General features: G+C 51.0%; 32 protein-coding genes. 31 read left to right on the top strand and 1 reads right to left on the bottom strand.

Features of this window, described 5'->3' with window-relative positions; genetic code table 11:
- Nucleotides 1-38 precede the first annotated feature (38 nt).
- From rplL to BMZ51_RS12425, 4 genes are all read left to right on the top strand, one after another.
- Nucleotides 39-407 (top strand): 50S ribosomal protein L7/L12, encoded by a 369-nt coding sequence (gene rplL / locus BMZ51_RS12440; RefSeq protein ID WP_068004267.1) that lies wholly within the window; start codon nucleotides 39-41, stop codon nucleotides 405-407.
- Between the two features lie 203 nt (nucleotides 408-610).
- Nucleotides 611-4,753 (top strand): DNA-directed RNA polymerase subunit beta, encoded by a 4,143-nt coding sequence (gene rpoB / locus BMZ51_RS12435; protein ID WP_068004264.1) that lies wholly within the window; start codon nucleotides 611-613, stop codon nucleotides 4,751-4,753.
- Between the two features lie 100 nt (nucleotides 4,754-4,853).
- Nucleotides 4,854-9,056, top strand: a complete 4,203-nt coding sequence (rpoC, locus tag BMZ51_RS12430) for a DNA-directed RNA polymerase subunit beta' (protein ID WP_068004261.1) — start codon at nucleotides 4,854-4,856, stop codon at nucleotides 9,054-9,056.
- A gap of 226 nt (nucleotides 9,057-9,282) precedes the next feature.
- Nucleotides 9,283-9,585, top strand: a complete 303-nt coding sequence (locus tag BMZ51_RS12425) for a regulator (RefSeq protein ID WP_068004259.1) — start codon at nucleotides 9,283-9,285, stop codon at nucleotides 9,583-9,585.
- Nucleotides 9,586-9,819: 234 nt separating this feature from the next.
- Here the strand turns inward: BMZ51_RS12425 and BMZ51_RS12420 are convergent, their stop codons facing one another.
- Complete coding sequence (locus tag BMZ51_RS12420) at nucleotides 9,820-10,029, bottom strand: hypothetical protein (protein ID WP_068004256.1); 210 nt, start codon at nucleotides 10,027-10,029, stop codon at nucleotides 9,820-9,822.
- A gap of 51 nt (nucleotides 10,030-10,080) precedes the next feature.
- On the opposite strand from BMZ51_RS12420, the gene BMZ51_RS12415 reads away from it, so the two are divergent.
- The 27 genes from BMZ51_RS12415 to rplO all read left to right on the top strand — a co-directional run bounded on the left by BMZ51_RS12415 (nucleotide 10,081) and on the right by rplO (nucleotide 25,716).
- Nucleotides 10,081-10,449 carry a hypothetical protein gene (locus BMZ51_RS12415; RefSeq protein ID WP_068004254.1) on the top strand — a complete coding sequence of 123 codons (369 nt, stop codon included), beginning with the start codon at nucleotides 10,081-10,083 and terminating at the stop codon, nucleotides 10,447-10,449.
- 366 nt (nucleotides 10,450-10,815) lie between these two features.
- Complete coding sequence (locus tag BMZ51_RS12410) at nucleotides 10,816-11,076, top strand: hypothetical protein (RefSeq protein ID WP_068004252.1); 261 nt, start codon at nucleotides 10,816-10,818, stop codon at nucleotides 11,074-11,076.
- A gap of 947 nt (nucleotides 11,077-12,023) precedes the next feature.
- Complete coding sequence (gene rpsL / locus BMZ51_RS12405; protein WP_040617481.1) at nucleotides 12,024-12,395, top strand: 30S ribosomal protein S12; 372 nt, start codon at nucleotides 12,024-12,026, stop codon at nucleotides 12,393-12,395.
- Nucleotides 12,396-12,411: 16 nt separating this feature from the next.
- A complete protein-coding gene (gene rpsG, locus BMZ51_RS12400; RefSeq protein WP_068004249.1) occupies nucleotides 12,412-12,882 on the top strand; it encodes a 30S ribosomal protein S7 in 471 nt (156 codons plus the stop codon).
- 24 nt (nucleotides 12,883-12,906) lie between these two features.
- Nucleotides 12,907-14,982, top strand: a complete 2,076-nt coding sequence (gene fusA / locus BMZ51_RS12395; protein ID WP_068004246.1) for an elongation factor G — start codon at nucleotides 12,907-12,909, stop codon at nucleotides 14,980-14,982.
- Nucleotides 14,983-15,030: 48 nt separating this feature from the next.
- Nucleotides 15,031-16,206: an elongation factor Tu gene (gene tuf, locus BMZ51_RS12390; protein ID WP_068001637.1), complete on the top strand. Its 1,176-nt coding sequence runs from the start codon at nucleotides 15,031-15,033 to the stop codon at nucleotides 16,204-16,206.
- A 69-nt stretch (nucleotides 16,207-16,275) separates the two neighbouring features.
- Nucleotides 16,276-16,584, top strand: a complete 309-nt coding sequence (gene rpsJ, locus BMZ51_RS12385) for a 30S ribosomal protein S10 (protein ID WP_008547405.1) — start codon at nucleotides 16,276-16,278, stop codon at nucleotides 16,582-16,584.
- A 21-nt stretch (nucleotides 16,585-16,605) separates the two neighbouring features.
- Nucleotides 16,606-17,322: a 50S ribosomal protein L3 gene (rplC, locus tag BMZ51_RS12380; protein WP_068001635.1), complete on the top strand. Its 717-nt coding sequence runs from the start codon at nucleotides 16,606-16,608 to the stop codon at nucleotides 17,320-17,322.
- Complete coding sequence (rplD, locus tag BMZ51_RS12375) at nucleotides 17,322-17,939, top strand: 50S ribosomal protein L4 (protein WP_068001632.1); 618 nt, start codon at nucleotides 17,322-17,324, stop codon at nucleotides 17,937-17,939. Before rplC ends, rplD begins: the two co-directional genes overlap by 1 nt.
- Complete coding sequence (locus BMZ51_RS12370) at nucleotides 17,939-18,232, top strand: 50S ribosomal protein L23 (protein ID WP_068001629.1); 294 nt, start codon at nucleotides 17,939-17,941, stop codon at nucleotides 18,230-18,232. Before rplD ends, BMZ51_RS12370 begins: the two co-directional genes overlap by 1 nt.
- Nucleotides 18,233-18,245: 13 nt before the next feature.
- On the top strand, nucleotides 18,246-19,079 hold the full coding sequence (rplB, locus tag BMZ51_RS12365) for a 50S ribosomal protein L2 (protein ID WP_068001626.1): 834 nt from the start codon (nucleotides 18,246-18,248) through the stop codon (nucleotides 19,077-19,079).
- 11 nt (nucleotides 19,080-19,090) lie between these two features.
- On the top strand, nucleotides 19,091-19,369 hold the full coding sequence (gene rpsS, locus BMZ51_RS12360) for a 30S ribosomal protein S19 (protein ID WP_068001623.1): 279 nt from the start codon (nucleotides 19,091-19,093) through the stop codon (nucleotides 19,367-19,369).
- A gap of 2 nt (nucleotides 19,370-19,371) precedes the next feature.
- Entirely contained in the window at nucleotides 19,372-19,752 is a 381-nt protein-coding gene (gene rplV, locus BMZ51_RS12355; RefSeq protein WP_068001620.1) for a 50S ribosomal protein L22, read from the top strand.
- Nucleotides 19,752-20,468: a 30S ribosomal protein S3 gene (gene rpsC, locus BMZ51_RS12350; protein WP_068001616.1), complete on the top strand. Its 717-nt coding sequence runs from the start codon at nucleotides 19,752-19,754 to the stop codon at nucleotides 20,466-20,468. Before rplV ends, rpsC begins: the two co-directional genes overlap by 1 nt.
- Nucleotides 20,469-20,512: 44 nt before the next feature.
- On the top strand, nucleotides 20,513-20,926 hold the full coding sequence (gene rplP, locus BMZ51_RS12345; protein WP_068001614.1) for a 50S ribosomal protein L16: 414 nt from the start codon (nucleotides 20,513-20,515) through the stop codon (nucleotides 20,924-20,926).
- A gap of 24 nt (nucleotides 20,927-20,950) precedes the next feature.
- A complete protein-coding gene (gene rpmC, locus BMZ51_RS12340; RefSeq protein ID WP_068001611.1) occupies nucleotides 20,951-21,151 on the top strand; it encodes a 50S ribosomal protein L29 in 201 nt (66 codons plus the stop codon).
- 10 nt (nucleotides 21,152-21,161) lie between these two features.
- The gene (rpsQ, locus tag BMZ51_RS12335; protein ID WP_068002767.1) at nucleotides 21,162-21,404 is read left to right on the top strand and encodes a 30S ribosomal protein S17; all 243 of its coding nucleotides are present in this window, start codon (nucleotides 21,162-21,164) and stop codon (nucleotides 21,402-21,404) included.
- A 58-nt stretch (nucleotides 21,405-21,462) separates the two neighbouring features.
- Nucleotides 21,463-21,831, top strand: a complete 369-nt coding sequence (gene rplN / locus BMZ51_RS12330) for a 50S ribosomal protein L14 (protein WP_068001608.1) — start codon at nucleotides 21,463-21,465, stop codon at nucleotides 21,829-21,831.
- The gene (rplX, locus tag BMZ51_RS12325; protein WP_068001605.1) at nucleotides 21,831-22,148 is read left to right on the top strand and encodes a 50S ribosomal protein L24; all 318 of its coding nucleotides are present in this window, start codon (nucleotides 21,831-21,833) and stop codon (nucleotides 22,146-22,148) included. The genes rplN and rplX overlap by 1 nt, the downstream gene beginning before the upstream one ends.
- Entirely contained in the window at nucleotides 22,141-22,698 is a 558-nt protein-coding gene (gene rplE / locus BMZ51_RS12320; RefSeq protein WP_068001603.1) for a 50S ribosomal protein L5, read from the top strand. Before rplX ends, rplE begins: the two co-directional genes overlap by 8 nt.
- Before the next feature lie 33 nt (nucleotides 22,699-22,731).
- Nucleotides 22,732-23,037 (top strand): 30S ribosomal protein S14, encoded by a 306-nt coding sequence (rpsN, locus tag BMZ51_RS12315; protein ID WP_068001600.1) that lies wholly within the window; start codon nucleotides 22,732-22,734, stop codon nucleotides 23,035-23,037.
- Between the two features lie 12 nt (nucleotides 23,038-23,049).
- Nucleotides 23,050-23,448 (top strand): 30S ribosomal protein S8, encoded by a 399-nt coding sequence (rpsH, locus tag BMZ51_RS12310; protein WP_068001595.1) that lies wholly within the window; start codon nucleotides 23,050-23,052, stop codon nucleotides 23,446-23,448.
- Between the two features lie 44 nt (nucleotides 23,449-23,492).
- Nucleotides 23,493-24,026 (top strand): 50S ribosomal protein L6, encoded by a 534-nt coding sequence (gene rplF / locus BMZ51_RS12305; RefSeq protein WP_068001592.1) that lies wholly within the window; start codon nucleotides 23,493-23,495, stop codon nucleotides 24,024-24,026.
- A gap of 11 nt (nucleotides 24,027-24,037) precedes the next feature.
- Entirely contained in the window at nucleotides 24,038-24,391 is a 354-nt protein-coding gene (gene rplR / locus BMZ51_RS12300) for a 50S ribosomal protein L18 (protein ID WP_068001588.1), read from the top strand.
- 41 nt (nucleotides 24,392-24,432) lie between these two features.
- Entirely contained in the window at nucleotides 24,433-24,996 is a 564-nt protein-coding gene (gene rpsE, locus BMZ51_RS12295; RefSeq protein ID WP_068001585.1) for a 30S ribosomal protein S5, read from the top strand.
- 38 nt (nucleotides 24,997-25,034) lie between these two features.
- Nucleotides 25,035-25,229, top strand: a complete 195-nt coding sequence (gene rpmD / locus BMZ51_RS12290) for a 50S ribosomal protein L30 (RefSeq protein ID WP_008548093.1) — start codon at nucleotides 25,035-25,037, stop codon at nucleotides 25,227-25,229.
- Between the two features lie 19 nt (nucleotides 25,230-25,248).
- Nucleotides 25,249-25,716: a 50S ribosomal protein L15 gene (gene rplO / locus BMZ51_RS12285; protein WP_068001582.1), complete on the top strand. Its 468-nt coding sequence runs from the start codon at nucleotides 25,249-25,251 to the stop codon at nucleotides 25,714-25,716.
- Nucleotides 25,717-25,723 lie beyond the last annotated feature (7 nt).

Below are 25,723 nucleotides of genomic sequence, written 5' to 3'. Positions count from 1 at the left end.
CAAAACCGAATACGGTTCGAACAACAAGGTACTGAAAAATGGCTGATCTCGAAAAGATCGTAGAAGAACTCTCTGCACTGACCGTTATGGAAGCTGCTGAGCTTTCCAAACTGCTTGAAGACAAGTGGGGCGTTTCTGCTGCTGCTCCTGTAGCTGTAGCTGCTGCTGGTCCTGCTGCTGAAGCTGCTGAAGAAAAGACTGAATTCGACGTTGTTCTGGCTGACGCTGGCGCGAAGAAAATCAACGTGATCAAAGAAGTACGTGCGATCACCGGTCTTGGCCTGAAAGAAGCTAAAGAGCTCGTAGAAGGCGCTCCTAAAGCTGTTAAAGAAGCAGTTTCTAAAGACGAAGCTGAAGAGCTGAAGAAAAAGCTTGAAGAAGCTGGTGCAAAAGTAGAACTCAAGTAATTCTGAGTTCTTAGCATTTTGGTCCCGGAGCAATCCGGGGCCTTTTTCCGTACCCTGGCGGGTTTTCCGGCCGGGGTAAACGTCCCGACGGGGGAGGGTGCTTGACAGCGCCTTTTGTGGACGGTTCTGAAAAGCTACGTTCTTTGCCTCTGGCAAGGCGTCGTTTTTTTGAACCGTCACCTTGAGTGATACGAGGAGCGACAATGACGCAGACGTTCAACGGTCGCAAGCGGGTCCGTAAGTATTTCGGATCCATCCGCGATGTAGCGGCTATGCCAAATCTTATCGAAGTGCAGAAGGCGTCTTATGACCAATTCTTGCAAGTCAATAAGGAAGAAGATGGCCGCGTTGACGAAGGCTTAGAAGCCGTATTTAAGTCCGTATTCCCCATTTCGGATTTTGCAGGTAATTCCCTTCTTGAATTCGTAGATTACGAATTTGAAGCACCAAAGTATGATGTGGAAGAGTGCCGCCAGCGTGATATGACTTACGCTTCGCCACTGAAGCTTACGCTTCGCCTCATCGTGTTTGATGTGGATGAAGATACCGGCGCAAAATCGGTTAAAGACATCAAAGAACAAGATGTCTATATGGGCGATATTCCGTTCATGACCGATAACGGTACCTTTGTGATCAATGGTACCGAGCGTGTTATCGTGTCCCAGATGCACCGTTCCCCAGGTGTATTCTTCGACCACGATAAAGGTAAGACGCACTCTTCCGGTAAACTTTTGTTTGCTGCACGTGTGATCCCTTACCGCGGGTCCTGGCTCGACATTGAGTTCGATGCTAAGGATATTGTTCACGCACGTATCGATCGCCGCCGTAAGATCCCAGTAACATCTTTGATGATGGCGCTTGGTCTGGACAGCGACGAGATTCTGAACACCTTCTATAACCGTATCGAGTATGTTCGCAACGGCGAGGACAGCTGGTCTGTTCCGTTTGATGGCGCACGCTTGAAAGGCACTAAAGCTATCAACGACATGGTTGATGCTGCCAGCGGTGAAGTTGTTGTAGAAGCGGGCAAGAAAATCACCGCACGTACAATTCGTGAACTCACCGAAAAGGGCGTTAAAGCTCTTAAAGGCGTTGATGAAGATCTGTACGGTCAGTACCTTGCTGAAGACATCGTCGACATGGGTACAGGTGAGATATACGCTGAAGCTGGTGAGGAGCTGACTGAAAAGCTTCTTCATGAGCTTGTTGAGCGCGGATATCACGATCTTCCTGTTTTGGATATCGACTACGTTAACGTTGGTCCATATATCCGCAATACGCTTGCTGCAGACAAAAATGATGGCCGCGAAGGTGCGTTGTTCGATATCTATCGTGTAATGCGTCCTGGTGAGCCGCCAACCATCGAAACAGCTGAGGCAATGTTCCAGTCTCTGTTCTTCGATGCTGAGCGCTACGATCTTTCTGCGGTTGGCCGTGTGAAGATGAACATGCGTCTTGACCTTGAGTGTGAAGATACTGTTCGTGTTCTGCGTAAAGACGACATTCTGTCAGTGATCAGCCTGCTGCTCAATCTTCGTGATGGCCGCGGCGAAATCGATGACATCGATAACTTGGGTAACCGTCGTGTTCGCTCCGTAGGCGAATTGATGGAAAACCAGTACCGTGTTGGTCTTCTGCGTATGGAACGTGCGATCAAAGAGCGTATGAGCTCTGTTGAGATCGACACTGTCATGCCGCAGGATCTGATCAACGCAAAGCCAGCTGCTGCTGCAGTTCGTGAGTTCTTCGGTTCTTCACAGCTGTCACAGTTTATGGATCAGACCAACCCACTTTCTGAAGTGACGCATAAGCGTCGTCTTTCAGCGCTTGGGCCAGGTGGTTTGACCCGTGAGCGCGCAGGCTTTGAGGTACGTGACGTTCACCCAACTCACTATGGTCGTATTTGCCCGATTGAAACACCGGAAGGTCCGAACATTGGTCTGATCAACTCACTGGCTACTTTTGCGCGTGTGAACAAGTATGGCTTTATTGAAAGCCCATACCGCCGTGTAAATGATGGTGTTGTGACGAAAGACGTTGTCTATCTCTCCGCTATGGAAGAGAGCAAGTACTACGTTTCTCAGGCTAACGCGGCGATGAACGACGATGGTCGCCTCACAGATGATCTCATCCAGTGTCGTCATGCTGGCGAGAACATTCTGGTGACGTCCGATCGCGTTGATCTGATGGATGTTTCGCCTAAGCAGCTGGTTTCTGTTGCTGCGTCTCTCATCCCGTTCCTTGAGAACGATGATGCGAACCGCGCACTGATGGGTTCCAACATGATGCGTCAGGCTGTGCCGCTCGTTCGTGCACAGGCGCCATTTGTTGGTACCGGTATGGAACCTGTTGTGGCACGCGATTCCGGTGCTGCTATCGGCGCTCGCCGTAGTGGTGTTGTTGATCAGGTTGATGCAACTCGTATCGTTATTCGTGCGACTGAGGATCTCGATCCTTCCAAGTCAGGCGTAGATATCTACCGCTTGATGAAGTTCCAGCGTTCCAACCAGGATACCTGTATCAACCAACGTCCGTTGGTGAACGTAGGTGACCGCGTTGGTAAAGGCGATATCATTGCAGATGGTCCTTCGACTGATCTGGGTGATTTGGCGCTTGGCCGTAACGTTATGGTCGCGTTCATGCCTTGGAACGGCTATAACTTTGAGGATTCCATCCTTCTTTCCGAGCGCATCGTTCGCGATGACGTGTTCACCTCCATCCACCTTGAAGAATTTGAGGTAATGGCGCGTGATACGAAGCTTGGTCCTGAGGAAATCACTCGCGATATTCCTAACGTTTCTGAAGAAGCCCTGAAGAACCTTGATGAAGCCGGCATTGTTTATGTTGGTGCTGAGGTGAAACCTGGCGACATTCTTGTTGGTAAGATCACTCCAAAGGGCGAAAGCCCAATGACACCAGAAGAAAAGCTTCTGCGTGCGATCTTCGGTGAGAAAGCTTCTGACGTTCGTGATACATCCATGCGTCTGTCTCCTGGTGTTGTTGGTACTGTTGTTGAAGTTCGTGTGTTCAACCGTCATGGTGTTGAAAAAGACGAACGCGCGATGGCTATCGAGCGCGAAGAGATTGAACGTCTTGCGAAAGACCGTGACGACGAACAGGCAATTCTTGACCGTAACGTCTATGGCCGTCTGGCCGAGATGATCATCGGTCATGTGAGTGTTGGTGGTCCGAAGAACTTCCGCAAGGGTGTTGAAATCGACGGTAATGTTCTGAACGAGTTCCCACGTTCTCAGTGGTGGCAGTTTGCCGTTGAAGACGAACAGCTGATGAGCGAACTTGAAGCGCTTCGTGGTTCTTATGATGAGAGCCGTAAGCGTCTTGAGCAACGCTTCATCGACAAGGTTGAGAAGCTGCAGCGTGGTGATGAATTGCCACCTGGCGTTATGAAGATGGTTAAAGTCTTCGTTGCGGTTAAGCGTAAGATTCAGCCAGGCGATAAAATGGCTGGTCGTCACGGTAACAAGGGTGTGGTTTCCAAAATCAACCCATGTGAAGACATGCCATTCCTTGAAGATGGCCAACACGTTGACATCGTTCTGAACCCGCTCGGCGTGCCTTCACGCATGAACGTTGGTCAGATCCTTGAAACGCACCTTGGTTGGGCTTGTGCCGGTATGGGGCAGAAGATCGGCGAGCTTTACGAAGAATATCGTAAGTCTGGCGAGATCGAACAGCTTCGCGGCAAAGTCGTTGAGATCTACGGCGACAACATCAAGGGTGAACCTGTAAAAGACTATGACGACGAAGGAATTGCTAAGCTCGGCGAACAGCTGACTAAAGGCGTTTCCATCGCGACCCCGGTCTTTGATGGTGCACGTGAACCTGATGTGGTTGACATGCTGAAGATCGCTGAGATGAAGCCTTCTGGTCAGTCCACCTTGTTTGATGGACGTACCGGTGAACAGTTCGACCGTCAGGTCACTGTTGGTTACATCTACATGCTCAAGCTTCACCACTTGGTCGACGATAAGATCCACGCCCGTTCAATCGGACCTTACTCGCTCGTTACTCAGCAGCCGCTGGGTGGTAAGGCGCAGTTCGGTGGTCAGCGCTTCGGTGAGATGGAAGTGTGGGCGCTGGAAGCTTATGGCGCAGCGTACACCTTGCAGGAAATGCTCACAGTTAAGTCTGATGACGTGGCTGGTCGTACCAAGGTTTATGAAGCTATCGTCCGGGGTGACGACACATTTGAGGCAGGCATTCCTGAGAGCTTTAACGTTCTCGTCAAGGAAATGCGTTCACTGGGCCTCAATGTCGAGTTGCAGGATAAGGAACCGCGTCAGAAAGCCAATGATGACGCTGAAGCAATCGATGCCGCGGAATAATACCTTTCAAGGTGTTTCGCTGTAAGTCATGTTTTCATGCCGGTGAGGGGTGTTTGCCAATTCGCAAACGCCCCGACCTGCGCATTATAGGAGAGAGCTGATGTCGCAAGAGGTCATGAACCTGTTCAATCAACAGGCTCCCGCACAGACATTCGATCATATCCGCATCTCAATCGCCAGCCCGGAGAAAATTCTGTCCTGGTCGTTCGGTGAGATTAAAAAGCCGGAAACGATCAACTACAGAACTTTCAAGCCAGAGCGCGACGGGCTGTTCTGTGCTCGGATTTTCGGTCCAATTAAGGACTACGAGTGCTTGTGTGGTAAATACAAGCGCATGAAATACAAAGGTGTTATCTGTGAGAAGTGTGGTGTTGAAGTCACCTTGTCTCGTGTACGCCGCGAACGTATGGGCCACATTGAGCTTGCTGCTCCTGTTGCTCATATCTGGTTCTTGAAGTCGCTGCCATCTCGTATCGGCATGCTGCTGGACATGACGCTTAAGGACCTTGAGCGCATCCTATACTTTGAGAACTACGTTGTTATTGAGCCAGGCCTTACACCTATGAAGCTGCGTCAGCTGCTTTCAGAGGAAGAGTATGTTGCGGCTCAAGACGAATACGGTGAAGACAGCTTCACTGCTATGATTGGTGCTGAAGCGATCCGTGAGATCCTTGCCAGCATGGATCTGCAGCGTGAATCTGAAAAGATCCGTCAGGAAATCGCAGAAGCGACCACTGAGCTGAAGCCTAAGAAACTGGCTAAGCGTTTGAAGGTTGTTGAAGCGTTCATCGAATCCGGCAACCGCCCGGAATGGATGATCCTGACCGTTGTTCCTGTGATCCCACCAGATCTTCGTCCTTTGGTTCCATTGGATGGTGGTCGTTTCGCCACGTCAGATCTGAACGATCTGTACCGCCGTGTGATCAACCGTAACAACCGCCTGAAGCGTCTCATCGAGCTTAAAGCGCCTGACATCATTATCCGTAACGAAAAACGTATGCTGCAGGAATCTGTAGATGCGCTGTTCGATAATGGTCGTCGTGGTCGTGTGATTCAGGGTGCTAACAAACGTCCTTTGAAATCCCTTTCAGATATGCTGAAAGGTAAGCAGGGTCGTTTCCGTCAGAACCTTCTTGGTAAGCGCGTGGATTACTCCGGTCGTTCCGTTATTACCGTGGGTCCTGAGCTGAAGCTGCACCAGTGTGGTTTGCCTAAGAAGATGGCGCTTGAGCTGTTCAAGCCGTTCATCTACTCCCGTCTTGACGCGAAGGGTTACTCTTCCACTGTTAAACAGGCGAAGAAGCTCGTTGAAAAAGAACGTCCGGAAGTTTGGGATATTCTTGATGAAGTGATCCGTGAGCACCCGGTTCTGTTGAACCGTGCGCCAACGCTTCACCGTCTTGGTATCCAGGCATTCGAACCTACCCTGATTGAAGGTAAGGCTATCCAGCTGCACCCACTCGTATGTTCCGCGTTTAACGCTGACTTCGATGGTGACCAGATGGCTGTTCACGTTCCGCTTTCTCTGGAAGCGCAGCTTGAAGCCCGTACCCTCATGATGTCTACCAATAACATTCTGCACCCGGCAAACGGTGGTCCGATCATCGTTCCGTCCCAGGATATTGTTCTTGGCCTTTACTACCTGTCTATTATGGCAGATGGTGAGCCAGGCGAAGGCATGGCCTTTGGTAACTTGGGTGAGTTGCACCACGCATTGGAAAGCGGAGCCATCACGGTTCACACCAAAATCCGTGGTCGCTTCAAGAGCGTTGATGAGCTGGGTAACCCAACTTCTGCAATCTATGAGACCACACCAGGTCGAATGATGATTGCTGAACTGCTGCCAAAGCACTTCGAAGTTCCGTTTGACGTTTGTAACAAGCTGATGACCAAAAAAGACATCTCTCAGATGATCGATACGGTTTATCGTGCATGTGGTCAGAAAGAGACAGTGATCTTCTGTGACCGCGTCATGCAGCTTGGCTTCAAAAACGCATGTCATGCTGGTATTTCGTTTGGTAAGGATGACATGGTTATCCCTGATACCAAAGCGAAGCTCGTTGAAAGCACCACTGCAATGGTTGCGGAATACGAACAGCAGTACAATGACGGTCTGATCACTCAGGGCGAGAAATACAACAAGGTTGTTGACGCTTGGGCGAAGTGTACTGACAAAGTTGCTGATGAAATGATGGGTCGCATCTCTGCGACTGAGTTTGAAGAAGACACTGGTCGTCAGAAACAGATGAACTCTGTTTACATGATGGCGCACTCCGGTGCACGTGGTTCTCCAGCTCAGATGAAGCAGCTTGGTGGTATGCGTGGTCTGATGGCTAAGCCAGATGGCTCGATCATCGAAAACCCGATTATCGCGAACTTTAAAGAAGGCCTGTCGGTTCTCGAATACTTCAACTCCACCCACGGTGCCCGTAAGGGTCTTGCCGATACGGCGTTGAAGACTGCGAACTCCGGTTACCTGACACGTCGTCTCGTTGACGTTGCGCAGGACAGCATCATCCTTGAGCCCGATTGTGGTTCTGAAGGTGGTATTACTGTTCAGCCTATCGTTGACGCTGGTAACGTGATCGCGAGCCTTGGAACGCGTGTTCTTGGCCGTACGGCTGCAACCGATATTGTGAACAACAAGACTGGTGAAGTCGTTGTTCCGAAGGGGCATTTGATTGACGAGAAGGATGTTGAGCAGATTGAAGCTGCCAAGGTCCAGATGGTCAAGATCCGCTCCGTGCTGACTTGTGATACCAAGACTGGTGTGTGTGCGACCTGTTATGGCCGTGACCTTGCCCGTGGTACTCCAGTAAACATCGGTGAAGCTGTTGGTGTTATTGCTGCACAGTCCATTGGTGAGCCTGGTACTCAGTTGACAATGCGTACGTTCCACATTGGTGGTACGGCACAGGTTGTTGATAGTTCCTTCATCGAATCCAACTTCGAAGGCACTGTTAAGATCCGCAACCGCAATGTGGTTCGCGACTCTGACGGCAACCACATCGTCATGGCACGTAACATGTCTGTTGTGATTGTTGACAGTGACGGCAACGAGCGTTCTACGCACCGTCTGACTTACGGTGGTAAGGTCTTCGTTGACGAAGGTGACAGCATCAAGCGTGGTGATCGTATTTCTGAATGGGATCCATACACTCGTCCGATCCTGACGGAAGTATCTGGCCGTGTGGACTCTGAAGATCTCGTGGATGGTCATTCTGTTCAGGAAACTGCAGATGAGGCGACTGGTATTACCAAGCGCGTCGTGATCGACTGGCGTTCTTCTCAGCGTGGTGCAGATCTGAAGCCTGCGATGATCATTAAAGACGATAGTGGAAAGATCAAAAAGCTAGCACGTGGTGGCGACGCTCGCTCCCTGCTTTCTGTTGATGCGATCCTGTCGGTTCAGCCAGGCGATATGGTTTCTGCTGGTGACGTTCTTGCACGTATTCCTTTGGAATCTGCAAAAACGAAAGACATCACCGGTGGTCTGCCACGTGTGGCGGAACTGTTTGAAGCACGTCGTCCGAAAGATCATGCGATTATCGCAGAAATCGACGGTACGATCCGCTTTGGTCGTGATTACAAAAACAAGCGCCGTGTTATCATCGAAGCTAACGATGAGAGCCTGGAGCCTGTTGAGTACCTCATTCCGAAGAACAAGCACTTCCACCTGCAGGAAGGTGATATCATCGAGAAGGGTGAATACCTGGTCGATGGTAACCCGGCACCGCACGACATTCTTGCCATTAAGGGTGTTGAAGCGCTTGCAGCGTTCCTCGTGAACGAAATTCAGGAAGTGTACCGTCTTCAGGGCGTGGGCATCAACGATAAGCACATCGAAGTGATTGTTCGCCAGATGTTGCAGAAAGTTGAGATCACTGATCCGGGCGAAACAGAGTTCTTCTCTGGTGAGCAGGTTGATAAGATCGAGTTTGAAGCAGCAAACCAGCGTGCAGTTGATAATGCACGTGACCCTGCTAAGGGTGTTCCAGTTCTGCTGGGTATCACCAAAGCAAGTTTGCAGACTCGTTCGTTCTTCTCTGCTGCATCGTTCCAGGAAACAACTCGGGTTCTGACTGAAGCAGCTGTCTTTGGTAAGATCGATCCACTGGATGGTCTGAAAGAGAACGTTATTGTTGGTCGTCTGATCCCTGCTGGTACAGGCGGGGCAATGAGCCGCACTCGTAAGATTGCGACATTGCGTGATGATCTCATCCAGGATGCGCGCCGTTCAGCTTCAACAGCTGCAAGTGCGGATTCCGTTCTGGAAGACTTCAGCCGCGGCGGTCAATTCTAGTGTCTTTGACATCTTAAAATTAGGTTGAGCCGCCCCTCGGGGCGGCTTTTCCGTTTATGGCAGGCGGTTGCCTATGCGCGACCTGCGGATCTGACCCATACAGGACGTATGCGTCTTTCACCTTTGGAACCGGAAGCGGGTCGGTGGAAGCGTATTAGGAAATTGATTTGACGCGCTTCTTTCTGGTTGAACCGGACCGAGTTGGAAGCGCGATGAAGGAAACAAAATGTCTGATGTGAACGACGAAACAAATGACGAAGACACTCCTCCAGTGGTTTACCTGATTATGGGTCGTGCCTGGAAAGAGGAAAACGGAAACGAAGAAGATGCTCTTCCTTTCCATGTCATGGTGACCGCACCTGACGATGATGGAGCTGTTCGCCGGGCAGTTGAAGCATTGGGTGAGCAGGGCTTTGTTGATGCAGCTCTTGATCAGCTGGGATATATCACCGAGGTTCCAGAGGAAGAGTTCTTCGTTCAGCCTTATAAGGATGCTTTGGCAGGCAACGTCTCTGTGATCACTTTTTAAGATCAAAAGACGATGAGTACGTAGTTTAAGGAAAGGAGAGGGTGACCTCTCCTTTTTTTGCGTTTGATGCGCTAGCATTTGCGAATGCATGGGTGCTTGGGGCTGAAGCTGTTGTTGGGCTCGTGAGGGGAGGCACCGCTGAGTTGATGGGGCGCTTTTGAAAAAGTGAGTGCGGCGACCAGACGTGCTCTTGCTTTAGTTCTTACTAAAAGTCCTCGCTGATAAAAGTGCCAGTTAGGTTTCTGTAGTATCAGCGGCAAAACGAGAAAAGTTGGTTCTTGGTTGTGCGTCAACAGGGCCAAATTTACGCCCAAAAATCATGGCGGCGGACAGAGCGATGTTGATGCTATGCTTCTCGGTGATGATATTCCAGTGGGGGTGAGCGACACGGTAGTCGAGGCTAGGGCGCTTTATGCTGGTGGTGTCAGATATTACCATCTTCATGCGTGCAACCCTGTGACCCGATAGCAGACCTGTGAGCGCAGCACCTATCAAATGTTTGGGCAGATGTTGCAGCATGAGCTGCCGGGTATGCGGCTGAGCTTCGGCACATGCCGTAACGGGTTGGAGGTTATCGCCAAGGTAAGGGCAGATGGTGAGTGGGCACGCTCATCTCAAGCTGGTTTGACTCTGGAGGAGGGCGGTGCAGATTTTGTTACGGTTCAAGCGGCTGTTGAGCTGCAGCGTCTACGTGATGCGGAACGCCAGGGATATATAGGGCTTGATCACAACAGCAATCGCTATTGCTTTGAAAAAGATATCTCAGAGTATACGCCAGAGACGGCTCTGGAGAACTTGAAGATTGAGGTCTGCTCTATGCGCGGGGCCTCACGATGGCGCAAGCTCTGCAAAATCACAATTTGAAAGCTACGTAGATCCTCCAAAAGCGCGACTGTCTTATGGCGGTGTTGATGAAGTTGAGTGAGTACAGTTGTTAAGGAGCGCTGCTCTCACCGAGTTTGCGATCCGCCATCCGGCCCTGCAGCTTGGGCATGCGGGGCAACCGGCAATTACCTTGCTTTTTGGGTTCTCACCATAGTTTCCGTTTCCCTCTTCCTATGGAGAGTTTAGAGGGGCCGTGCGGATAGCGAGGTCGGTGGCGAAGATAATGCGGGGACTGTCTGTCGTTGACTGAGTTGGAGCTGCGGTGCCGCCATATCACGCCTTCGAAGAGCTGCAACCATTGGATGTTGGAGCGCTTCTGCGCTCCAGCCCGACAGTGGGGTAGGCATGCTTCGTTTTGCTATGGAAGATTCTCCGTACCAAATAGATTCAGGAGACCGTTTGAGCAGAGCAACGAAATTTATGCTTATGGAGTGGGCGCAAAGGGTCTTGCGCGGCGACACTGCGGAGAACGAAACCGACTGCATTCTGTTGATCACGCTTCTGCAAATTGCCCCCACATTCACCGTCGTGATTGCCGGTGCATTGCTTCGTCGCTCGTTTGGAGCAACTGAAAGCTTCTGGAAGACACTGGAACAGTTGACATAGTATGTGTTCTTTCCCGCCTTGTTTATTTTTTCAATCGGGCAGACGTCATTGGACGTCCATGCAATTGCTCCGGTCATTGAAGCTGTACTGCTGGGAACTTTGGTTAGTGCCTGGGGCTTCATCTGGCCAGCCCATTGCTGAAGGTGTCGCGTGCGTCGGCGTCGTTCATCCTTCAGGGCGGTGTACGCTAAAATTCCTGAATCTTGTTTTCGGTAGCTGCCGCGACTTTCGGTGTCGAGGGGCGTGCGATTGCCAGCATCATCAGTTCTGTGATGCCCAGAGCGGCCAACTCATATATATGGGCGCGTCAAGTGGGGGGGAGGGCCCTGATGGCGGCGATCATCACGTGCTCAACGCTGTTTTCCGTTATTCCTATCAATCTTGTTGTCACATTGTTTTAAGGCATGCGCTAAACGCAACGCCTTTGATGGGGGCTGCGAACTATGTGCTGGGCGTATAGTGTTTGAGCGGAGAATCAAGACTCAAGGTTTTTCATCGATATTGTCGCGCGAGTCCTGCTTCATTTTGCTAGATGGCGGCGTGCCGAGGCGAAATAGAGAATTGTGGACCTCTAAAACTCTGGTTTTCAGCCTAGATATCTAGTTTTGCCTGAATCCTAGTGTAAAGCACCCTTAATATGAACTCCCGTGGCTAAGAATCTCTTGGAAGGGACTTGACGAACAGTGTCCTGATGAGTAGGTTCCGGCTACCTTATGACAGGCAGTAAGCAATGTCCTTCTCCTGAGGCGTCTCGCCTCGGAGTACTGAAGCTTAAACGCTGTCGGGTTCAAAGGCGAATACAAGTCGAATGCAAGACCGCGGTTTATCCGTGGTCCTCTGGTTTTCGCAGCGCCTTCCGTAGATTTTATCTACGGAATTGGTGCGCTTGCGTATGTCTACCAGTTACTGCGTCCGGTCGAAGAGCAAAAGTAGTTAAAGGGCAAATTATGCCAACGATCAACCAGTTGATCCGCAAGCCGCGCAAAGTGCCGGCGAAGCGGAACAAAGTTCCTGCGATGGAAGCATGCCCGCAAAAGCGCGGCGTGTGTACTCGTGTATATACAACCACTCCTAAGAAGCCTAACTCAGCGCTTCGTAAAGTGGCAAAAATCCGCTTGACCAATGGCTTTGAAGTTATTGGCTACATCCCGGGCGAAGGTCATAACCTCCAAGAGCACTCCGTTGTCATGATCCGTGGTGGTCGTGTAAAGGATTTGCCTGGTGTCCGTTATCACATCATCCGTGGCGTTCTTGACACACAGGGTGTTAAAGATCGTAAACAGCGTCGTTCCAAGTATGGCGCTAAGCGTCCGAAATAATAGGATATAGACCGATATGTCCCGCCGTCACGCCGCTGAAAAGCGTCAAGTTATTCCGGATCCTAAGTTCGGAGATATCGTCGTTACTAAGTTCATGAACGCAGTAATGCTCGATGGTAAAAAATCCACTGCTGAACGCATCGTATACGGTGCTTTCGATGTGATCGAAAACAAATCCAAGGCTAGCCCTCTCGAGATGTTCCATCAGGCGCTCGAAAACGTTATGCCACAGGTTGAAGTTCGCTCCCGTCGTGTTGGTGGTGCAACCTATCAGGTTCCAGTCGAAGTTCGTACAGAGCGTCGTCAGGCCCTTGCTATCCGCTGGTTGATTTCTGCAGCTCGCAGCCGTAACGAAACCACTATGGTTGGTCGTTTGTCCGGCGAATTGTTGGATGCAGCGAATGGCCGTGGTAACTCCGTTAAGAAGCGCGAAGATACCCACCGGATGGCTGAAGCTAACCGTGCGTTCGCGCACTACCGTTGGTAATCTTTCTGGATAGAGGCTGACGCTATGTCACGTACGCACAAAATCGAGGACTACCGTAACTTCGGCATCATGGCTCACATCGATGCTGGTAAGACGACCACTACAGAACGTATTCTGTATTACACTGGTAAGTCCCATAAGATCGGTGAAGTTCATGATGGTGCAGCTACCATGGACTGGATGGAGCAGGAGCAGGAGCGTGGTATTACCATTACTTCAGCTGCTACGACTGCCCACTGGAACGGTAAGCGACTGAACATCATTGATACTCCAGGTCACGTTGACTTCACGATTGAAGTTGAGCGTTCCCTGCGTGTTCTCGATGGCGCTGTTGCACTTCTCGATGCGAATGCTGGTGTTGAACCTCAGACTGAGACCGTATGGCGTCAGGCTGATAAGTACAACGTTCCACGCATGATCTTCGTCAACAAGATGGACAAGCTCGGTGCTGATTTCTTCCGTTGTGTAGAAATGATCGAGAAACGTCTTGGTGCAACTCCAGCATGCCTCCAGCTGCCAATCGGCGCTGAAAGCGAATTTGCTGGCGTTATCGATCTGCTGAAGATGAAAGCTTTGGTTTGGAACGGTGAGAGCCTTGGTGCAAGCTGGGATGAGCTGGATATTCCTGCTGATCTTGCTGACCAAGCTGCTGAATACCGCGATAAACTGATCGAGATCGCAGTAGAAGTTGAAGAAGAAGCAACGGAAGCTTACTTGGAAGGCGAGATGCCATCCAATGAAAAGCTTCAGGAGCTTATTCGTAAGGGTACCATTGCTGGTGACTTCGTTCCAGTATTGTGCGGTACGGCGTTTAAGAACAAGGGTGTTCAGCCCCTTCTTGATGCTGTTGTAGACTACCTTCCTAACCCGGTAGAAGTGCCGGCGATTAAAGGTATCGACGCCAAGACTGAAGAAGAAACCGTACGCGAATCTTCTGATGAAGAGCCGCTTGGTATGCTCGCATTTAAAATCATGAACGATCCGTTCGTTGGTTCTTTGACCTTCGCACGTATTTACTCTGGTGTGCTGAATAAAGGCTCATCCGTGCTGAATACTGTTAAGGGCAAGCGCGAACGCGTTGGTCGTATGATGCAGATGCACTCAAATTCCCGCGATGACATTGATGTAGCCTACGCAGGTGACATCGTTGCTATCGCAGGCCTGAAGGACACGACCACTGGTGATACGCTTTGTGATCCTCTGAAGCCTGTGATTCTGGAGCGCATGGAGTTCCCGGATCCGGTTATCGAGATCGCAGTTGAGCCTAAAACCAAAGGTGACCAGGAAAAGATGGGCCTTGCCCTGAACCGCCTGGCTGCTGAGGATCCGTCCTTCCGCGTGAAGACAGATGAAGAATCCGGTCAGACAATTATTGCTGGCATGGGTGAACTTCACCTGGATATCCTTGTTGATCGCATGAAGCGTGAATTCAAGGTTGAAGCAAACATCGGTGCACCTCAGGTTGCTTACCGTGAAACCATTACCAAGTCTGCCGATGTGGATTATACCCACAAGAAGCAGTCCGGTGGTACTGGCCAGTTTGCTCGCATCAAACTCTCAATCGAGCCGAATGAAGTCGGTGAAGGTTTTGCGTTTGCTAACACGATTGTTGGCGGTAACGTTCCTAAAGAATACATCCCTGGTGTTTCTAAAGGTATCGAATCCGTCATGTCCTCTGGTCCACTCGCTGGCTTCCCGATGGTCGACATTAAAGCTACCCTCACTGATGGTGCTTACCACGATGTTGACTCCTCGGTACTCGCGTTTGAGATCGCAGGGCGCGCTGGTTTCCGTGAAGCCGTGGCCAAAGCTGGTCCGAAACTTCTCGAGCCAGTGATGAAGGTTGAGGTTGTTACCCCTGAAGATTACATGGGTGATGTCATTGGTGATCTGAATTCCCGTCGTGGACAGATTGCTGGTACCGAAAACCGCGGTGTCGTGACCGTTATCACTGCTATGGTTCCGCTGGCCAACATGTTTGGCTACGTGAACAATTTGCGTTCCATGTCCCAAGGACGTGCGCAGTATTCCATGGTGTTCGATCATTACGACCAGGTCCCACAGGCTGTTGCAGATGAGGTTATGGCGAAGTTCGCCTAACCTCAAATTCATCAGTCAAAGGGATTACAGAGAGAACGGAGAAATCCGATGGCTAAAGAAAAATTTGAACGTAATAAGCCACACGTCAACATCGGCACTATCGGCCACGTTGATCACGGCAAAACTACCCTTACCGCAGCGATTACTAAATCCTTCGGTGATTTTAAAGCATACGACGAAATCGATGGCGCTCCTGAAGAGCGTGCTCGCGGTATCACCATTTCAACAGCACACGTTGAGTATGAGACCGAAGCTCGTCACTACGCACACGTTGACTGCCCAGGTCACGCCGATTATGTGAAAAACATGATCACCGGCGCTGCGCAGATGGATGGTGCGATCCTCGTTGTTAATGCTGCAGACGGCCCAATGCCTCAGACACGTGAGCACATCCTGCTCGCTCGTCAGGTTGGTGTGCCTGCGCTGGTTGTCTTCATGAACAAAGTTGACCAGGTTGATGATGAAGAACTGCTTGAACTCGTAGAAATGGAAGTTCGTGAACTTCTTTCTTCCTACGAATTCCCAGGCGATGATATTCCAATCATTGCTGGTTCAGCTCTTGCTGCTCTTGAAGATCGCGACGATGCGATCGGTAAAGACAAGATCGTTGAACTGATGGCTGCAGTTGACGAGTACATCCCAACTCCAGAGCGTCCACGCGATTTGCCATTCTTGATGCCTATCGAAGACGTGTTCTCAATTTCCGGCCGTGGTACTGTTGTAACCGGTCGTGTTGAGCGCGGTATCGTTAAGGTCGGCGAAGAAGTTGAAATCGTTGGTGTTAAAGAAACAGCTAAGACTACCGTTACCGGTGTTGAAATGTTCCGCAAGCTGCTCGATCAGGGTGAAGCTGGCGATAACATTGGCGCATTGATCCGCGGTGTTGGTCGTGAAGATGTTGAGCGTGGCCAGGTTTTGTGTAAGCCAGGTTCCGTTAATCCTCACACCAAGTTCAAGGCTGAGGCTTACATCCTCACCAAGGAAGAGGGTGGACGTCATACTCCATTCTTCACCAACTACCGTCCGCAGTTCTACTTCCGTACGACTGATGTGACCGGTGTTGTTTCTCTGCCAGAAGGCACAGAAATGGTGATGCCTGGTGATAACGTTTCAGTTTCGGTTGAACTTATCGTGCCAATCGCTATGGAAGATGGTCTGCGCTTCGCTATCCGCGAAGGCGGTCGTACCGTCGGCGCTGGCGTTGTAGCTGAAATCATCGAATAAGAATTGAGTTTGGACTGCGGTTCATCTTCATATTGAACCGCAGTTGTCTTACTCAGTTAAGGATTAGTCATGAACGGTCAGAATATACGGATCCGCCTTAAGGCGTTTGATCACCGTGTTCTTGACGCTTCCACTAAGGAAATCGTGAACACGGCAAAACGGACCGGCGCACAAGTGCGTGGACCAGTTCCGTTGCCGACGCGGATTGAGAAGTACACAGTACTTCGCGGACCGCATGTTGATAAAAAGAGCCGTGATCAGTTTGAAATGCGCACTCATAAGCGCCTTTTGGACATCGTCGATCCAACTCCACAGACAGTAGATGCTTTGATGAAGCTCGACCTGGCTGCTGGCGTTGACGTCGAGATCAAGCTTTAAGTGCGGCAAGGGGACACAGTGATGCGTTCTGGAGTGATCGCACAGAAGGTGGGCATGACCCGCATCTATAACGAGGCAGGTGAACACGTGCCCGTTACAGTGCTCCGTCTAGACAACTGTCAAGTTGTTGCTCACCGGACGGCAGACAAGAACGGCTACACTGCGCTTCAGTTGGGCGTAGGTGCAGCAAAAGTTAAGAACACGAACCGCGCAATGCGGGGCCACTTTGCAGTTGCAAAAGTGGAACCAAAGCGCAAACTCGCAGAGTTTCGTGTTTCTGAAGGCAATTTGATCGAAGTTGGTGCAGAGCTTACAGCTGACCACTTTCTTAACGGTCAGTTTGTGGATGTAACCGGCACCTCGATTGGTAAGGGCTTTGCTGGCGCGATGAAGCGACACAACTTTGGGGGCATGCGTGCTTCTCATGGTGTTTCGATTTCTCACCGTGCACATGGTTCCACTGGTCAGTGTCAGGATCCAGGTAAGGTGTTCAAAGGCAAGAAAATGGCCGGACACATGGGTAGCGAGCGCGTTACCACTCAGAACCTTAAAGTGGTTCGGACCGACGTTGAACGTGGTCTGATCATGGTTGAGGGCTCTGTACCTGGTTCTAAAGGCGGTTGGATCCTTGTGCGTGATGCAATCAAGAAGTCTCTGCCAGAGAACGTGCCTATGCCAGGTGCTTTCCGTCAGAACTCTTCTGTTGCAGTGGCGGAAGCCGGTAAGGAAGGTGAGTGATGGAACTCGAGGTTAAATCCCTCGGCGGTAACGCAGCGGGTTCGATCACAGTGTCTGATGAGATCTTTGGTCTCGAGCCACGTGTCGACCTTATTCAGCGTGTAGTACGCTGGCAGCTTGCAAAACGCCAGGCTGGTACACATAAGACTTTGGGTCGTTCCGAAGTTAATGGTACCACCAAAAAATTCGTACGCCAGAAAGGTTCTGGCGGTGCACGTCACGGTAACCGTAAGGCTCCTCAGTTCCGCGGTGGTGGTAAAGCATTTGGTCCAGTAGTGCGCGAGCACGCTCACGATCTTCCTAAGAAGGTTCGTGCGTTGGGTCTGAAGCATGCCCTGTCTGCTAAAGCAGCTTCTGGCAACCTCGTTGTTGTTGAAGATGCGAAAGCAGCAGAAGCCAAAACCAAGGCTCTGATTGCACAGCTCGGTTCCCTCGGATTGACGAGTGCGCTGTTTGTGGACGGTTCTGATGTAGATGCAAACTTCGGTTTGGCTACTCGTAACATTCCACTCGTAGATGTACTGCCGGTACAGGGTATCAACGTTTACGACATTCTTCGTCGTGATACGCTTGTCCTGACCAAAGCGGCAGTTGCAGCTTTGGAGGAGCGCTTCTAATGAGTAAGCTCGTTCACTACGACAAAATCGTATCACCGGTGATCACCGAGAAGGCGACTTTTGCTTCTGAAGAGAACAAGGTTGTTTTTAAGGTTGCTCTCACTGCCACTAAACCGGAAATCAAATCAGCTGTTGAAGCTTTGTTTGGCGTAAAAGTCAAATCTGTCAACACTCTGATCCGTAAGGGTAAAACCAAGCGTTTCAAAGGTGTTGTAGGTAAGCAGAGCAACTTCAAGAAAGCTGTAGTCACACTGGAAGATGGTCAATCCATCGACGTGACGACCGGTCTTTAAGGGGTAGGACAAAATGGCACTTAAGACATTTAATCCGACATCTCCTGGCCGTCGTCAGCTGGTCCAGGTAGACCGTTCCGATCTTTGGAAGGGCAAACCAGTCAAGAAATTGACTGAAGGTCTCTCAAAGTCCGGTGGTCGTAACAACTACGGTCGCAAGACTGCAAACAACATCGGTGGTGGGCATAAGCGCACATACCGTTTGGTTGACTTCAAACGTCGTAAATTCGATGTTGTCGGCACTGTTGAGCGTCTTGAATACGATCCGAACCGTACCGCGTTCATCGCTCTCATCACTTATGATGATGGTGAGCAGGCTTACATTCTTGCACCACAGCGTCTTGCTGCCGGTGATAAGATTGTAGCGGGTGAAGCTGTAGATATTAAGCCGGGCAACGCTATGCCGCTGGCTTCTATCCCAGTTGGTACGATCGTTCACAACATTGAGCTTAAGCCAGGCAAAGGTGCACAGTTTGCACGTTCCGCTGGTGCCTATGCTCAAATCGTTGGTCGTGACGCTGGTTACACAGTAATCCGTCTGCTTTCCGGCGAACAGCGTCGTGTACTCGGCACCTGTATGGCAACCGTTGGTGCGGTTTCCAACCAGGACCACTCGAACATCAACCTTGGTAAGGCTGGTCGTTCCCGTTGGTTGGGCCGTCGTCCACATGTTCGCGGTGTTGCTATGAACCCTGTCGATCACCCTCATGGTGGTGGTGAAGGTCGTACATCAGGCGGACGTCATCCGGTTACTCCTTGGGGTAAACCGACCAAAGGCAAACGCACACGCAGTAACAAGTCCAGCGATAAGTTTATCGTTCGTTCTCGTCACGCGCGTAAGAAGTAGAGGAACGGATCGTGGCACGTTCGATCTGGAAAGGGCCGTTCATCGACGGTTACCTCCTGAAGAAAGCGGAAAAGGTTCGTGAATCCGGCCGGAATGAGGTCATTAAGACCTGGAGCCGTCGTTCTACCGTTCTGCCGCACTTTGTGGGGTTGACTTTTGGCGTATATAACGGTCAGAAGCACATTCCCGTTTTGATCAGCGAAGACATGGTGGGTCACAAGTTGGGCGAATTCGCTCCATCTCGTACTTACTACGGTCATGGTGCTGACAAAAAGTCAAAGAGGAAGTAAAGATGGGCAAGCAGAAGCGTGAGCGGACGCTCGCCGACAGCGAGGCGAAGGCAGTATGCCGGATGCTGCGGGTTTCCCCGCAGAAGCTAAATCTCGTTGCTGCATCGATCCGCGGTAAGAAGGTTGGCGCAGCTCTTGCTGACCTTACCTTCTCTCGCAAGCGTATCTCTGGCGATGTCAAAAAGACTTTGATGTCAGCCATTGCAAATGCGGAAAACAATCACGATCTCGACGTCGACAATCTCGTCGTCGCCGAGGCCTTCGTTGGCAAGGCGCTTGTAATGAAGCGTTTTCAGCCACGGGCGCGTGGTCGCGTTGGACGGATTCAAAAGCCGTTTTCCAACCTGACTATCGTTGTTCGGGAAGTTGAGGAGACTGCCTGATGGGACAGAAGATTAATCCAATTGGCTTCCGCCTTGGTATTAACCGGACCTGGGATTCTCGTTGGTTTGCCGGCAAGAACGAATACGGCGATCTTCTTCATGAAGATTTTCGCATCCGCGAATACCTGCTTAAAGAACTTAAGCAGGCGGCTATTTCCAAGGTCGTCATCGAACGTCCGCACAAGAAATGCCGTGTAACTATTCACTCTGGTCGTCCAGGTGTTGTTATCGGTAAAAAAGGTGCAGACATCGAACGTCTTCGTAAGAAGCTGTCCGAGATGACGAATTCGGAAGTGCACCTCAACATCGTTGAAGTGCGCAAGCCGGAAACTGATGCAGCGCTTGTTGCAGCATCTATCGCTCAGCAGCTCGAGCGTCGTGTTGCATTCCGCCGTGCCATGAAGCGTGCAGTTCAGTCTGCAATGCGTCTTGGCGCCCAGGGCATCCGTATTAACTGCGGTGGTCGTCTTGGTGGTGCGGAAATCGCACGTATCGAATGGTACCGTGAAGGTCGTGTGCCTCTGCACACTCTTCGTGCAGACATCGACTACGGTACTGCTACAGCACACACCGCTTACGGCGCGTGTGGCGTTAAAGTCTGGATCTTCAAGGGCGAAATCCTTGAGCATGATCCAATGGCTTCTGAACGTCGTGCGACCGAAGGTGGTGGCAAGAGCGAACGCCAAGGTGGCGGTCGGCGTGAGCGCGCTGCGTAAGCAGCGCCTTCACACGGCTTAACTATTAAAGCGAGAGAAAAGCGATGCTGCAACCAAAGCGTACTAAGTTCCGCAAGCAGCACAAGGGCCGCATCCATGGCAACGCCAAGGGTGGTACGGACCTCAATTTTGGTTCTTTTGGCATGAAAGCCTTGGAACCAGAGCGGATCACCGCTCGCCAAATTGAGGCAGCCCGTCGTGCAATGACCCGTTACATGAAGCGTGCGGGTCGCGTGTGGATTAGAATTTTCCCGGACGTGCCTGTGTCCACCAAGCCTGCGGAAGTCCGTATGGGTAAGGGTAAAGGCTCTCCTGAGTACTGGGCTTGCCGGGTAAAACCGGGCCGTATCATGTTCGAAGTTGATGGTGTGTCCGAAGAGATTGCTCGTGAAGCATTCCGTCTGGCCGCCGCCAAGCTCCCGATCAAGTGCCGGTTCGTCCAGCGCATCGGTGAGTAAGTCGGGCATCGAAAGGAAAAAGCCATGAAGGCTAGCGACGTAAGAGCTAAGACCTCTGATGAGCTCAAAGATAGCTTGGAAGGACTGAAAAAAGAACAGTTCAACCTACGCTTCCAGAGAGCAACTGGTCAGCTCGAAAACACCGCCCGAGTCCGTCAGGTTCGGCGGGACATTGCGCGGATCCAGACAGTACTGCGCGACAAGCGTATGTCTGATAACGCATAAGGAGCTAATGATGCCAAAGCGTATTTTGCAGGGTGTCGTTGTTAGCGATGCGAACGAGAAAACAGTAACGGTGAAGGTAGAGCGTCGCTTTACCCACCCATTGCTGAAAAAAGTTGTGCGCCGTTCGAAGAAGTATCGTGCGCATGACGAAAATAATTCTTACAAGGTTGGTGACACGGTTCAGATTGAAGAGTGTGCTCCAATTTCTAAGAATAAGAAATGGACCGTTGTTTCTTCGGAAGCAGCGAGCTAGTGAACGCATCCAGTGCTCCTAATTTTTAGGACACTGAGAAAGAATAAGGCGACGAGTCATGATTCAGATGCAAACAAACCTCGACGTAGCCGATAATTCAGGCGCACGTCGTGTCATGTGCATCAAAGTGCTCGGCGGCTCCAAACGGAAGTATGCTGGCGTTGGCGACGTAATTGTTGTCTCCGTCAAAGAAGCAATTCCACGGGGTCGTGTTAAAAAGGGCGACGTGATGAAAGCGGTCGTCGTTCGCACGGCTAAAGACATCCGTCGTGCTGACGGCAGTGTGATCCGTTTCGACCGCAATGCGGCCGTGCTGATCAACAACAACAAAGAACCGATCGGAACACGTATTTTTGGCCCAGTTCCTCGTGAACTGCGTGGCAAGAATCACATGAAGATCATTTCGCTTGCGCCGGAGGTGCTCTGATGCCCGCGAAGATCAAAAAAGGCGACAATGTCGTCGTAATAGCCGGTCGTGACAAAGGAAAGTCTGGGGAAGTTATCCAGATGCTTCCATCCGAAAACCGCGCTGTCGTGCGTGGCGTTAACTTGGTGAAACGTCACCAGCGCCAGACCCAGCAGAGCGAAGGTGGAATCATCACTAAGGAAGCTCCAATTCAGCTTTCCAATATTGCCATTGCTGATCCTAAGGATGGCAAGCCGACCCGCGTCGGTTTCACGACTAATGATGCAGGCGCCACGGTTCGTGTCGCTAAGCGTTCAGGAGACGTGATTGATGGCTGACGCTACCTACACTCCACGGCTCAAAGCGCACTACAAAGATGTAGTGCGTGGCCAGCTTCAGGAGAAGTTTAACTACACCAACCCAATGATGATCCCTTCGGTCGAAAAGATCGTTTTGAACATGGGTGTTGGTGAAGCTGTTGGTGATAGTAAGAAAGCTCGTATCGCTGCTGAAGATCTTAGCTTGATTGCTGGTCAAAAGGCGGTTATTACCCGTGCTAGGAAATCTATCGCGACCTTTAAGGTTCGTGAAGATATGCCACTGGGTACTAAAGTTACTCTTCGTCGTAATCAGATGTTCGAATTCATGGATCGTTTGATCACAATCGCGCTTCCGCGTGTACGTGATTTCCGCGGCCTGAATCCGAAGAGCTTCGACGGACGTGGCAACTACGCTATGGGACTTAAAGAACACATTGTTTTCCCTGAAATTGACTACGATAAAGTAGATCAAATGTGGGGTATGGACATTGTTGTTTGTACCAATGCTAAAACCGATGACGAAGCGCGTGAACTGCTGCGCGCGTTCAACTTCCCGTTCCGCAAATAAAAGCGGTATACGGGAAAGGAACGAGGACAGACGATGGCGAAGAAAAGCGCGGTCGAGAAAAATAAGCGGCGTGAGCAACTTGTAAGCAAGTTTGCTGCAAAACGCGCTGCCCTGAAGGCGATGGCCAAGGACGAGAGTCTTTCCCTGGAGGAGCGGTTTACTGCCCGGCTACAGCTTGCAAAGCTGCCGCGCAATTCTGCGCCTACACGGGTACGCAACCGGTGTGAAGTCACAGGTCGCCCACGCGGTTACTACCGCAAGCTCAAGATGTCGCGTATTGCGCTTCGTGAGTTGGGTTCCATGGGCAAGATCCCGGGTCTCGTGAAGTCGAGCTGGTAAGGAGTTACTGCTATGTCGATTTCCGATCCAGTCGGGGATATGATCACGCGCATCCGTAATGCGCAAATGCGTCGCAAATCTAAAGTAAGCACACCCGCTTCTAAGCTGCGTGCACGCATCCTGGACGTTCTAGCTGCGGAAGGATATATCCGCGGTTACACTGAAGTAGACTTCGGTGGCGGAAAGTCCGAACTAGAAATTGAACTGAAGTACTTCGACGGTACGCCAGTGATTCGCACCATCGAGCGCGTTTCAAAACCTGGTCGTCGTGTGTATTCTTCAGTCAAGAACATCCCACACGTTGCAAACGGCTTGGGTGTTTCTATTCTGTCAACTCCTCAGGGCGTTATGGCAGACTACGATGCACGTGAGAAAAATGTGGGTGGTGAAGTACTCTGCCGCGTCTTCTGACGCGGCATAGCACGATTAACTAAAATAACAGACAGGTTGATCTTATGTCTCGAATTGGCAAGAAGCCAGTCCCCGTGCCAAGCGGGGTAACGGCAACGATCAACGGCCAGAATGTTATCGTTAAAGGCCCGAAGGGGGAACTCTCCTTCGTGGTCAACGATCTCGTTTCGGTCGATATGACGGATGATGGTATCCGTCTTGATCCGCGCAACCAGACCAAGAACGCGCGTTCTTTGTGGGGAATGTCCCGCACTATGGTTGCTAACCTTATCACTGGTGTGACCTCCGGCTTCGAAAAGCAGCTGGCGATTACCGGTGTTGGTTACCGTGCTCAGGTTCAGGGTAAAACCCTTAATCTAGCTCTTGGCTTCTCTCACGATGTCAAATTTGACATCCCTGAGGGTGTTGAAATCAAATGTCCGAAGCCGACAGAAATTGTCATCAACGGCATTGATAAGCAACAAATAGGGCAGGTTGCCGCGAATATTCGCGAATATCGCCCACCCGAGCCATACAAGGGCAAGGGTATTCGTTATGCGGATGAGTTTATCGTCCGTAAAGAAGGCAAGAAGAAGTAACGGTACGGACCATGGCGAATGGAAATTCTTTCGAACGTCGTCGCGCCCGTGTGCGCCGTTCGATCACAAAGGTAGCGAATGGTCGTGCTCGACTATCCGTTTTCCGCTCATCCAAGCAGATTTACGCTCAGATCATCGACGATGCCAAGGGCGTGACCCTTGCGTCAGCGTCTACCATTGAGAAAGACGTGAAGATAGCATACGGTGGCAACAAAGATGCTGCTGTTGTTGTTGGCAAGCTAATTGCTGAACGTGCTATCGCTGCTGGCATTAAAGAAGTCGTGTTTGATCGTGGTGGTTACATCTACCATGGCCGTGTAAAGGCCTTGGCAGATGCAGCACGTGAAGGCGGTCTGAACTTCTGATCGGCGCCTGTAGGTGCTCCTAGAGAACGGGAAACATTATTATGGCGAGACAGGATAATCGGGATCGTGAAGAGCGCGACAGCGAGTTTGTCGATAAGCTTGTTCACATCAACCGCGTCGCTAAAGTAGTTAAGGGTGGTCGTCGTTTCGGCTTTGCTGCCCTTGTAGTAGTTGGTGATCAGAAGGGCCGCGTAGGCTTTGGTCACGGTAAGGCTCGTGAAGTGCCAGAAGCCATCCGCAAAGCAACAGAAGCTGCTAAGCGTACTATGGTTCGTGTGCCACTTCGCGAAGGTCGGACGCTTCATCACGATGTTGAAGGTCGTCATGGCGCAGGTAAAGTTATCCTGCGTGCGGCTCCAGCCGGTACCGGTATCATTGCTGGTGGTCCAATGCGTGCTGTGTTTGAAACACTTGGTGTTCAGGATGTTGTTGCGAAGTCCCTCGGAACTTCCAACCCATACAACATGGTTCGTGCCACCTTTGATGCACTGAAAAAAGAAGACAGCCCGCGTTCTGTTGCAGCACGTCGTGGTCTTAAGGTATCTACCTTACAGGCACGCCGTCGTGACAACGATGATGCGGCACCAGTGAAGGCAGGGGCGTAAGCCTCGATCTTACTGATTGATGAACAAGGGTTAGTGTCATGGCTAATACTGAAAAGACCGTAACGGTCGAACAGATCGGTAGCCCGCTTCGCCGTCCTGCTGATCAGCGCGCAACGCTGGTTGGTCTGGGTCTGAACAAGATGCACCGTCGTCGTACTCTGAAGGATACTCCAGAAGTACGCGGCATGATCCGTAAGGTTCAGCATCTGGTTCGCGTTGTAGACGAAGCATAAGCGGACCGGGAGAACTATCATGAAGCTCAACGAACTCCGGGATAATCCGGGTGCAGTACAGGATCGGACCCGCGTAGGACGCGGTATCGGTTCTGGCAAGGGCAAGACTGGCGGCCGTGGTGTCAAAGGTCAGAAGTCCCGTTCGGGTGTAGCAATTAAGGGTTTTGAAGGCGGGCAGATGCCATTGCACCGTCGTCTTCCAAAACGCGGCTTCACCAACATTTTTGCTAAGGACCTTAACATTGTGTCCTTGGGTCGTGTTCAGACTGCGATTGAAGCTGGTAAGCTTGATGCTTCCGCTACAGTTACAGTTGAAACACTTGTCGCAGCTGGCGTTGTTCGCCGCGTTCTAGATGGCGTTCGCCTTCTGTCCGACGGTGAGCTGAAAACTGCTGTGAACTTCGAAATTGCTGGCGCGTCTAAAACTGCTGTTGAAGCAGTTGAGAAGGCCGGCGGCAAAGTCGTCATCAAGGAAGGCAAGGCTTAACAGCCTT

This window comes from Pseudovibrio axinellae (assembly GCF_900110875.1).
GTDB lineage: Bacteria > Pseudomonadota > Alphaproteobacteria > Rhizobiales > Stappiaceae > Pseudovibrio > Pseudovibrio axinellae.
Note: the sequence above shows the minus strand (reverse complement) of the source record. Positions and strands in the feature narration are given on the sequence as shown.